Source organism: Streptomyces apricus, assembly GCF_008369065.1.
GTDB classification, from domain to species: domain Bacteria; phylum Actinomycetota; class Actinomycetes; order Streptomycetales; family Streptomycetaceae; genus Streptomyces; species Streptomyces apricus.
The window spans coordinates 55,334-64,434 of record NZ_VDFC01000006.1 but is presented as its reverse complement, the minus strand read 5'-3'; the positions used below and the strand labels follow the sequence as shown (position 1 = coordinate 64,434).

The 9,101-nt window shown below is 72.7% G+C and carries 10 protein-coding genes; 9 read left to right on the top strand and 1 reads right to left on the bottom strand.

Annotation, left to right across the window (positions count from 1 at the left end; translation table 11 throughout):
* From FGF04_RS02740 to FGF04_RS02720, 5 genes are all read left to right on the top strand, one after another.
* Nucleotides 1-506, top strand: a 506-nt coding sequence (locus tag FGF04_RS02740) for a hypothetical protein (protein ID WP_149509595.1), incomplete at its 5' end; no start/stop codon positions are given.
* A gap of 3 nt (nucleotides 507-509) precedes the next feature.
* Nucleotides 510-1,796, top strand: a complete 1,287-nt coding sequence (locus FGF04_RS02735) for a TRAP transporter large permease subunit (RefSeq protein ID WP_149509576.1) — start codon at nucleotides 510-512, stop codon at nucleotides 1,794-1,796.
* Between the two features lie 59 nt (nucleotides 1,797-1,855).
* The gene (locus FGF04_RS02730) at nucleotides 1,856-2,893 is read left to right on the top strand and encodes a glycoside hydrolase family protein (protein ID WP_149509575.1); all 1,038 of its coding nucleotides are present in this window, start codon (nucleotides 1,856-1,858) and stop codon (nucleotides 2,891-2,893) included.
* Between the two features lie 166 nt (nucleotides 2,894-3,059).
* On the top strand, nucleotides 3,060-3,323 hold the full coding sequence (locus FGF04_RS02725) for an HU family DNA-binding protein (protein ID WP_149509574.1): 264 nt from the start codon (nucleotides 3,060-3,062) through the stop codon (nucleotides 3,321-3,323).
* A gap of 403 nt (nucleotides 3,324-3,726) precedes the next feature.
* Nucleotides 3,727-4,143, top strand: a complete 417-nt coding sequence (locus FGF04_RS02720; RefSeq protein ID WP_149509573.1) for an SRPBCC family protein — start codon at nucleotides 3,727-3,729, stop codon at nucleotides 4,141-4,143.
* A gap of 8 nt (nucleotides 4,144-4,151) precedes the next feature.
* Here the strand turns inward: FGF04_RS02720 and FGF04_RS02715 are convergent, their stop codons facing one another.
* Nucleotides 4,152-4,949 carry a class I SAM-dependent methyltransferase gene (locus FGF04_RS02715; protein ID WP_149509572.1) on the bottom strand — a complete coding sequence of 266 codons (798 nt, stop codon included), beginning with the start codon at nucleotides 4,947-4,949 and terminating at the stop codon, nucleotides 4,152-4,154.
* A gap of 202 nt (nucleotides 4,950-5,151) precedes the next feature.
* Between FGF04_RS02715 and FGF04_RS02710 the strand changes: the two genes are divergently transcribed.
* The 4 genes from FGF04_RS02710 to FGF04_RS02695 all read left to right on the top strand — a co-directional run bounded on the left by FGF04_RS02710 (nucleotide 5,152) and on the right by FGF04_RS02695 (nucleotide 9,101).
* Nucleotides 5,152-6,348 carry a glycoside hydrolase family 64 protein gene (locus FGF04_RS02710; protein WP_149509571.1) on the top strand — a complete coding sequence of 399 codons (1,197 nt, stop codon included), beginning with the start codon at nucleotides 5,152-5,154 and terminating at the stop codon, nucleotides 6,346-6,348.
* A 93-nt stretch (nucleotides 6,349-6,441) separates the two neighbouring features.
* Nucleotides 6,442-6,942, top strand: a complete 501-nt coding sequence (locus FGF04_RS02705; RefSeq protein ID WP_149509570.1) for a hypothetical protein — start codon at nucleotides 6,442-6,444, stop codon at nucleotides 6,940-6,942.
* Between the two features lie 102 nt (nucleotides 6,943-7,044).
* A complete protein-coding gene (locus FGF04_RS02700; protein WP_149509569.1) occupies nucleotides 7,045-8,499 on the top strand; it encodes an MFS transporter in 1,455 nt (484 codons plus the stop codon).
* The gene (locus FGF04_RS02695; protein WP_149509568.1) at nucleotides 8,496-9,101 is read left to right on the top strand and encodes a TetR/AcrR family transcriptional regulator; all 606 of its coding nucleotides are present in this window, start codon (nucleotides 8,496-8,498) and stop codon (nucleotides 9,099-9,101) included. The genes FGF04_RS02700 and FGF04_RS02695 overlap by 4 nt, the downstream gene beginning before the upstream one ends.

The window sequence follows — 9,101 nt, the reverse complement described above, 5'->3', positions numbered from 1 at the left end:
CGCCCACCCATGAGGGACGGGACCCCGCCCTGCTGCGCCGCTGGGCCGAGGCCGCCGACGCGTTCGGCGCGGCCCTGGCACCCGGCCCCCGCACCGCCCGGATCGTGGAACGCGACGACGGACTCGACGAGCTGCTGCTCGCCCGCTACACCTCGCGTCCCGCCACCGTCGAGATCTGCACCGACACCGTCGACCGCGCCGAACGGCTGATCGACGAACTCGGCTGGCGCTCCTGGTACCCGGTGGGATCCGTGCGCGCCGCGGCCCTCGCCCACGAGAGCGCGCACGAGCACTTCCACCACCGGGCGACCCGGACCGCGCTCAAGGAGGCGATCGGCCACACCGCACTGCGGCTCGGCCGCTTCCGCGTCCTCGCCCATGTCGCGGGGGCCGAGGAGATCGCCGCCCACGCCCACGCCCGTACCGTCTGCGGACTCGGCCGCAGCCCCCTCCTGCTGACCGCCGCGCTCGCCGCCGCGGTCGGCGCACCCGGAAGAGAGAACTGAGCCATGGGTGTCGTCATCCTGCTCGTCATGGCCGCGGGCGTCGCCGCCATGCTCACCCGCAAACTTCCCACGGCGTTCGCGCTCGTCCTGCTCGCCGTCGTCATCGCCTTCGTCGCCGGCGCCCCGCTGACCGGCGAGAACAGCGTCCTCGACACGGTCCTCCAGGAGGGCGCGCCCGCCCTGGCCGCCACGATGATCGCCATCGTGCTGGGCTCCTGGCTCGGCAAGCTGCTGGAGGAGACGGGGGTGGCCGGCACCCTCGTCCGCAAGATCGTCGAGTTCGGCGGCGACCGCCCGGTCGTGGTGGCCCTCGGCGTGCTCGCGGTCTCCGCCCTCGTCGGGACCGTCACCGGATCGGCGCCCGCCGCGATGCTCGCGGGCCTCATCGGCATCCCGGCCATGATCGCGGTGGGCATCCCCAAGGTGACCGCCGCCGGGACGATCCTCATGGGCATCGCCGTCGGCATCCCCTTCGAGCTGCCCCTGTGGCAGTTCTTCTCCACCGCGCTCGAACTGCCCGTGCCGACCGTCCGCGGTTTCATGGTGAAGCTCTTCCCGTTCGCCCTGGTGGCCGCCGTCCTGTACGTGGTCGTCGAGTCGCGCCGTCGGGGCGTCGAACACACCTGGTCCCTCAAGTCCGTGCAGGACAAGCCCCGTTCACCCAGCCGCCGGCAGCGGCTCGGCGACGCCCCCTGGTACGCGCTGCTCACCCCGGCCGTGCCGCTGATCCTCGCCCTGGGCTTCGAACTCGCCATCATCCCCTCCCTGCTGGCCGGCGTCCTGTACGCGCTGGTCACCACCACCCGCCCCCGCGAGATGAACAAGCGCCTGCTGCGCACCCTGTACGGCGGATTCGAGGTGGCCGCCCCGCCGATCGCCCTGTTCATCGCCATCGGCGTCCTGCTGGCCGCGGTGAAGCTCCCCGGCGCGGTCGAGGCGCTCGAACCACTGGTGAAGGCGGTCAGCCCGCAGAACGCCGTCCTGTTCGTCGGCGTCTTCACCCTGCTCGTGCCGCTGTGCCTCTACCGCGGGCCGCTGAACGTGTTCGGACTGGGCGCGGGCATCGCCGGCGTCCTCATCTCCACCGGGATCTATCCCGCCGCGGTCGTCCTGGGCATGGCCACCTCGTACAACCAGGTCTTCGGCGTCGCCGACCCGACCAGCACCCAGACGGTGTGGGCCGCCCAGTACGCCGGCGTCTCCCCGCAGCAGGTCATGGTGCGCACCCTCCCGTACGTGTGGGCGGTCGCCCTGGGCGGGCTGTGCGTCACCGCCGCCACCTACCTCTGACCTCCGGTCCCGACCCCTCTCCGACCCCCGGTCCCGACCTCTCTCCCCTGGAGTCGACCATGAACGAGCCGCGTCCCGGCCGTCGTCTGTTCCTGCGCGCCGGTGCCGCCACCGGCGCCGCCCTGACCGTCGGCGGCCTCACCGCCCCGGCCGCGTCCGCCCTCGCCCCGGAGGCAGCCGCCGTGGCCGCCGTGGCCGCCACGCCCGGCGGTTTCCCGGACTACAGGTACGTGCGCACCCTGCTCAAGCCGTCCCAGCTGAAGTACAACCCGACGGGCGAGATCATCTTCCCGTGCATCCGGGGCACCGCGGGCCGCATCGCCAACCCCCTGGGCAGGTACTACCTGTACTACGGGCCGCACGACGCGCCCGGCGGCATCTGCCTGGCGTACGGCGACTCCCTGGAGGGCCCCTTCACGGAGTACCCGCACAACCCGATCGTGGCGAACACCTGGCAGCCCCACTACTCCGTCAGCCACGTCGCCTCCGCCCACGTGATGTGGCACGAGGGCCTCAAGGAGATGTGGATGTACTTCCACGGCGAGAACACCACGACGCGGCTGGCCCGGTCGAAGAACGGCATCGACTTCACCTACGACAAGGTCGTCCTGACCACGTCCATGCTGCCCAGCGGCACGACCGAGACCTCGTACGCCCGGGTCTTCCCGCACGAACTGCCGTCCCGCGGGGCCCACTTCGTCATGGTCTTCATGCTGAACAACACCAGCAACCACCGGGACATCCACTGGGGCTGGTCGGCCGACGGGCGCACCTGGACCTTCGACCAGCAGCCGCTGGTACGGCACGGCGACGTCGGCGCCGTCAACATCGGCGGTCCGCACCTGCTGTACCGCAACGGCAGCACGTACGTCGTCTACAACAAGGACAAGGGAAGCGGCGGCGACCTGATGATCACCGAGGTCGGCAACGACTTCAGCAGACGTACGCACCTGGGCGTCTTTTACAACTCGGTGTCGAGCGCGCCGGAGAGCGGGCGCGCCGCGGCCCCGTCGTTCGGCACGGACGGCGGGGTCCCGTACATGATCTACGAGGCGGGGGACCGCCTCGCGGGCTCCATAGCGATGGCCCGCGGCTGACGGACCGCACCGCGGCGCCGTCCGCCGACCGGCGCCGGCAAGGTGCGCCGAACGCCCGCACCCGTGATCGTGGTGGGGAAGCACTCCGCTCCTCGGAGGCCCGGGTACGCCAGGACAAGGGGGTACGCGGGCGTTCGAGCCCCAGGACGGGACACAGGTTCGGCACATGGACAAGCACCAGCTGATCGAGGACACCGCGAGCCGGACGGGGGCCGCGGGGGACGACGGGGCGCTCGCGCCGCACGACGTGGAGCGCGTACTGGACGCGCTGTTCGGGACCGTGGAACACCCCGGTCTGATCGCCGAGGCGGTCAGGACGGGGGAGAGGGTCGTCCTGGGCAGCTTCGGCGACTTCCACGGCGCCGACGACACGATCGCCTTCCGCCCGGGCAAGGCCCTGGACTCCTACCTCAGGGGCGGCACCGGATGACGACGCGGGCCTACACCGGCTGCGCGCCGGTGGGCCGCGTGCCGGTCGACCGTGCGTTGGCGGGCCGCGCACCAGCTGGCCGCGCGGTGACGGACCGCACGCTGGTTGGCCGCGCGCCGATGAACCGCGCACCGGCTGGGCACGTGCTGGCGGGCCGCGCACCAGTCGGGCGTGCGTCGGCGGACCGCGCACCGGCCAGCCGCGCGCTGGCGGACCGCGCACCGGTCGACTGTGCGCCAGCAGACCGCGTACCGGCAGACCGCGCACCGGTCGGCCGCGCACCTGCTGGCCACGTGCCAGCAGACCGCGTATCAGCCGGTCGTGCGCCGGACGGCCGCGCGCCGGCCCGCCACGTGCCGGACGGCCGCGCGCCGGCCGGACCCCTCGCCTCGTGGGCCTGCTCATGGCGACCGTGAATCTGCGGGCCATCGGGCCCGCCTCCACCGGGACCGTGTGGCGGCGTTACACCCACTTCCAGCAGTGGTCCGGCTGGTCGCCGCAGATCAGGGCGGTGCACACGGACGCGGCGTGCATCGCGCCCGGGGTCCGCGGGCGCGTCGAGTCCGTGCTGCGGATCGGCGTCGCCTTCGTCATCGAGGACGTGGACCCCGAACGGCGCAGCTGGAGCTGGCGCGTGCGGCTGGGACCGGTGCGGGTGTGGCTGAAGCACGACGTGCTCCCCTGGACGACCGGCACCCGTACCGGCGTCAGGACCGGCGCGGGCACCGAGACCCGGCTCGTGATGCGGGGACCGCTGCCCGTCCTGGTCGCCTACGCACCCCTGGCGCGCCTCGCACTGCGCCGCCTCGTCCGTGACTGAGCGGCCCCTCACAGCCGCCGGACGCGCAGCACCCCGGTCAGCATCGGGAGGGTGAACCCGCCGCGCGCGGTCTCGGGCCGGCCGGCGAGGAAGGCGCGGATCCGGTCCAGCGCGGCCTCCCGCTCCTGATCCGGCATGACCAGCAGGCCCGCGCGCGTCGCGAGGGTGGCGACCAGGGAGTCGGCGGTGCGGCGCTGCCCGTGCGGGAACAGGGCCTGCTCCGGTGCGCCGAACCGAGCAGGCTCACCGGCCCCCGGAAGGTGCATGCCGGCCGTCTGCGCCCGCCAGCTCGCGGGCGTGTCCCGCGGTCCCACGGCCGCGCTCCCGGCGGCCCGGGCGAGCCCGGCCACCCAGTCGACCCGGTCGTCCAGGAGATTCCACAGGCCGGCCAGGACACCGCCGGGCGCGAGGACCCTGGCGATCTCGGGTCCCGCGACGGCCATGTCGAACCAGTGCAGGGCGTTGCCCGCGAGCACGGCGTCCACGGACCCGTCCGGCAGCGGGAGCGACTCGGCGCTGCCCGGCAGGGCGCGGACCCCCGGCACCGCCCGGCGCAGCTCGGCCAGCATCGCCGGATCGGGCTCGACCGCGACGACCTCGGCGTCCAAGGCGACCAGCGCCGCCGTCAGCTTGCCGGTGCCCGCTCCGAGGTCGAGCACGCGCGGGCCGGGCGCCGTTTCGAGCGCCCACCGCACCGCGGCCTGCGCGTAGTCCGGGCGGTGCCGCGCGTACGCGACCGCCGCCGTGCCGAACGACGACGAGTGAGGTCGTCGCTCCTCTTCACGCGTCTGGTCACCTCGGTCCATCCGGCCACCGTAACGATGCTGCCGATGTTGGTCTAGACCTTGACGTGTCCTGTTCACGCAGGCACTCTGAGAGCGCTCTCACGGACCGACAGAGTCCGCTTCCTTTCATCCCCCTCGTGGCGGGACGCGGCTTCCCGACCGTCCGTCCATCCGTCGTACGTCAACCCCGGTGGAGACGACACCACCTGGCAGGAGGACGAGCATGCTTGCCCTACGGAAATCGCTGGTGGCGCTGGTGGCCGCGGCGGCCGTCGGTACGGGACTCACGGCGGTGGGCCCCGTGTCCCACGCCGAGGCCGCCGTCCCGACGACCATCCCGCTCGAACTCAAGAACAACTCGGGGCGCGGGGACCAGGTCTACGTCTACGTGATCGGGACCCTGCTCTCGACCGGCCAGCAGGGCTGGGCGGACGCGAACGGCACGTTCCACGCCTGGCCCGCGGGCGGCAACCCGCCGACCCCCGCCCCGGACGCGTCGATCGCCGGTCCGGCCAACGGCCAGACCAAGACGATCCGGATGCCGAAGTTCTCCGGCCGGGTCTACTTCTCCTACGGCCAGAAGCTCGTCTTCAAGCTGACCACGGGCGGGTTGGTGCAGCCCGCGGTGCAGAACCCCTCCGACCCGAACGCGAACATCCTCTTCAACTGGACCGAGTACACCCTCAACGACGCCGGCCTGTGGATCAACAGCACCCAGGTCGACATGTTCTCGGCCCCCTACGCCGTCGGCGTCAAGACCGCCGCGGGCACGGTCAAGACCACCGGGCACCTGAAGCCCGGCGGCTACACGGCCTTCTTCAACTCGCTGCGCAGCCAGTCCGGCGGCTGGGCCGGCCTCATCAGGACCCGTTCCGACGGCACGATCCTGCGCGCCCTCGCGCCCGGCCACGGCATCGAGGCGGGCGCCCTGCCGAGCACCGTCATGAACGACTACATCAACCGGGTGTGGACCAAGTACGCCTCCTCCACGCTGACGGTGACCCCGTTCGCGGACCAGCCCGGCACCAAGTACTTCGGCCGGGTCTCCGGGAACGTCATGAACTTCACCAACAGCTCCGGCGCCGTCGTCACCTCGTTCCAGAAGCCCGACTCGGACAGCGTCTTCGGCTGCTACAAGCTGCTGGACGCGCCGAACGACCTGGTGCGCGGCCCGATCTCGCGCACCCTGTGCGCGGGCTACAACCGCTCCACGCTCCTGACCAACCCCAACCAGCCCGACAGCGGCTCCGGGAGCTTCTACCAGGACGCGGTGACCAACCACTACTCCAAGAAGATCCACGAGCAGATGGCCGACGGCAAGGCGTACGGCTTCGCCTTCGACGACGTCGGCGCCCACGAGTCGCTCGTCAACGACGGCAACCCGCAGACGGCGTACATCACGCTCGACCCGTTCAGCTAGCCCTCACGGGAGTGAACACCCGGCGCGCCCTCTCCGTACCACCCCTGGAACCCCGCCCACCGGCGCGGGACCAGCACGGATACGGAGAGGCACGTGCCACACCAGCCACAGCGAGGACGTACCGGCCGCACCCTTGCCGCCCGCAGGGCGCGCGGCGCCGCACTGGCCGGCGGCCTGGCCCTGCTGCCGCTCGCCGCCGCCTGTGACGGGGGCGGGGACGGCTCCCCGGACGGCGGCCGGACGGAGACCTCCGCGGTGTCCGCCCCCTCGGCCGGGGTCGTGGCGCCGGCGAAGGTCGAGGTGATCGCCGGCCTGACCGGCTGCAAGGTCAAGATCCGCACCGACGCCGACGAACTGCGCGAGGGCGTCTGCCACACGCCCGGGGGCGACTACCTCATCACGACCTTCCCCGCGGAGAAGTACAAGCTGACCTGGCTCGACAGCGCGGCGATCTACGGCGGCACGTACCTCGTCGGCCCGCAGTGGGCCATCAGCGCGAAGCCGGAGATGCTCGAACCCCTGCGCGCGAAGGTCGGCGGGACGATCCAGGATCTGGACGCCCGACGGACGGCAACGCCCAGCAGTGACAAGTGAAAAGTAATTCACCGACGCTTCCGCAGGGTTGGTGAACAGCCATTCACCAGATAAGGTGAATGGCTGTTCACCTCTTTCTGTATCGCGTTCGGGGGAAGTGCCATGGAGAGGCTGCGTGCCCGCCTGACGGTCCCGGTCCTCGCCTACGGCGGCATCCTGATGGCGGTCATGCAGACCGCCGTCGTCCCGCTGCTCCCCGACCTGCCGCGGCTCACCGGATCCAGCGCGGCCACCGTGTCGTGGACCGTCACCGCGACCCTCCTCGCGGGCGCGGTGCTCACCCCGGTCCTGGGCCGCGCCGGGGACATGTACGGCAAGAAGCGCGTCCTGCTCCTGGCCCTCGCGCTGATGACGACCGGCTCGGTGATGTGCGCCCTGACCTCGGACATCCGGGTGCTCATCGCGGCCCGGGCGCTGCAGGGCGCCGCCGCTGCCGTGGTGCCGCTGTCCATCGGCATCCTCCGGGACGAGCTGCCGCCCGAGCGCACCGTCTCCGCCGTCGCCCTGATGAGCTCCACGGTCGGCATCGGCGCGGCCCTGGGCCTGCCGCTCGCCGCGCTGATCGTCCGGTACGCGGACTGGCACACCCTGTTCTGGGTGTCGGCCGCGCTCGGGGCGGCCGGGCTGGCGCTCGCCGGATGGGCGGTGGACGAGTCGCCCGTACGGCAGCCGGGCCGGTTCGACACGCCGGGCGCCCTCGGCCTCGCCACCCTGCTGACCTGTCTGCTGCTGGCGGTCTCGCAGGGCGGGGAGTGGGGCTGGACCAGCGCGCCGGTGCTCTCCCTGTTCGCGGGCTTCCTGCTCGTACTGGCCCTGTGGTGGTGGCAGCAGCTGCGGACCGGGCGGCCGCTGGTCGACCTGCGGCTGGCGGTCCGCCCGCGCGTCGCGCTGCCCCATCTGACCGCGCTGCTCGTCGGGTTCTCCTTCTACGCCAACTCCCTGGTCACGGCGCAGCTCGTGCAGGCACCGACGAGTACCGGCTACGGGCTCGGCCTGTCGATCGTGGGCGCGGGGCTGTGCCTGCTGCCCAGCGGTCTGACCATGCTGCTCCTGTCGCCGGTCTCCGCGCGCATCTCGACGGCCCGCGGCCCCCGGGTGACGCTCGTGCTGGGGGCCGCCGTCATCGCGCTCGGGTACGTGACGCGGATCGCGGACAGCCGTGACCTGTGGGTGATTGTCCTGGGCGGCACCGTGGTGTCGGCCGGCACGGCCCTCGCCTACTCCGCCCTGCCCACCCTGATCCTGAAGGCCGTGCCCGCCGCGCAGACCGGCTCCGCGAGCGGGGTCAACGTCCTCATGCGTACCATCGGCCAGGCTGTGTGCAGCGCGGCCGTGGCCGCCATACTGGTGCACCACACCCACCCGGCCGGCGGGTTGCCGCTGCCCGCCCTGCGGGGGTACCTGCTGGCCTTCGCGACGGCCGGGGCGGTCGCCCTGGCCGCATGTGTGATGGCGTTGTCGATACCGGTGGGGGACGGGCCCGCGAAGGCGGGGCGGCCGTCGCGGCGGCGCGGACGGGCCGCCGACCCGCTGCTGGAGGGAGCAGGAGAGTCATGAGGTCCCCGAACGCGCCTGCCGCCACGTCCGCGCCGGCCGCCCCCGACGGCGGTCCGGGCCGCCGGGACGCCGGAGCCACCAAGGCGGCCATCCTGCGCGCGGCCCGCCACCTCCTCGCGCGGCACGCCCACGGCGACATCACCCTCAAGGCCGTGGCCGAGCGCGCCGGGGTCAGCCCGCCCCTGATCATGAAGTACTTCGGCAACAAGGAGGCCCTCTTCGCCCAGGTGATGTCCTTCGACGAGGACGCCGCCGCCCTGCTCGACGCACCCGTGGCGGACCTCGGGCGTCACATGGTCCGCCACGTCCTGGTGAGCCAGAGCGAACGGGGCGCCGACCCGCTGCTGCGCATCGTCTTCGCCCCGTTCCACGGCAGCCAGGGGGACACGCTCCGCACCAACTTCCGCACCCAGGTGAGCGACCGGCTCGCCCTGCGCCTCGACGGCCCCGACGCGGGCCTGCGCGCCGAACTGGCCGTGAGCATGCTGCTGGGCCTGGGCGTGATGTACGGCATCGCGCGGGGCGGCGAACTGCGCGCGACCCCCCTCGACGACATCGTCACCCGCTACGCCCCCGCCGTACAGGCCTGCCTGACACCGTGA

Bases quoted from the DNA above. Each gene is read 5' to 3' on its own strand.
- FGF04_RS02735 (WP_149509576.1), top strand. From the start codon at position 510: ATGGGTGTCGTCATCCTGCTCGTCATGGCCGCGGGCGTCGCCGCCATG.
- FGF04_RS02725 (WP_149509574.1), top strand. From the start codon at position 3,060: ATGGACAAGCACCAGCTGATCGAGGACACCGCGAGCCGGACGGGGGCC.
- FGF04_RS02715 (WP_149509572.1), bottom strand. From the start codon at position 4,949: ATGGACCGAGGTGACCAGACGCGTGAAGAGGAGCGACGACCTCACTCG.
- FGF04_RS02710 (WP_149509571.1), top strand. From the start codon at position 5,152: ATGCTTGCCCTACGGAAATCGCTGGTGGCGCTGGTGGCCGCGGCGGCC.
- FGF04_RS02695 (WP_149509568.1), top strand. From the start codon at position 8,496: ATGAGGTCCCCGAACGCGCCTGCCGCCACGTCCGCGCCGGCCGCCCCC.
- FGF04_RS02730 (WP_149509575.1), top strand. From the start codon at position 1,856: ATGAACGAGCCGCGTCCCGGCCGTCGTCTGTTCCTGCGCGCCGGTGCC.
- FGF04_RS02700 (WP_149509569.1), top strand. From the start codon at position 7,045: ATGGAGAGGCTGCGTGCCCGCCTGACGGTCCCGGTCCTCGCCTACGGC.
- FGF04_RS02720 (WP_149509573.1), top strand. From the start codon at position 3,727: ATGGCGACCGTGAATCTGCGGGCCATCGGGCCCGCCTCCACCGGGACC.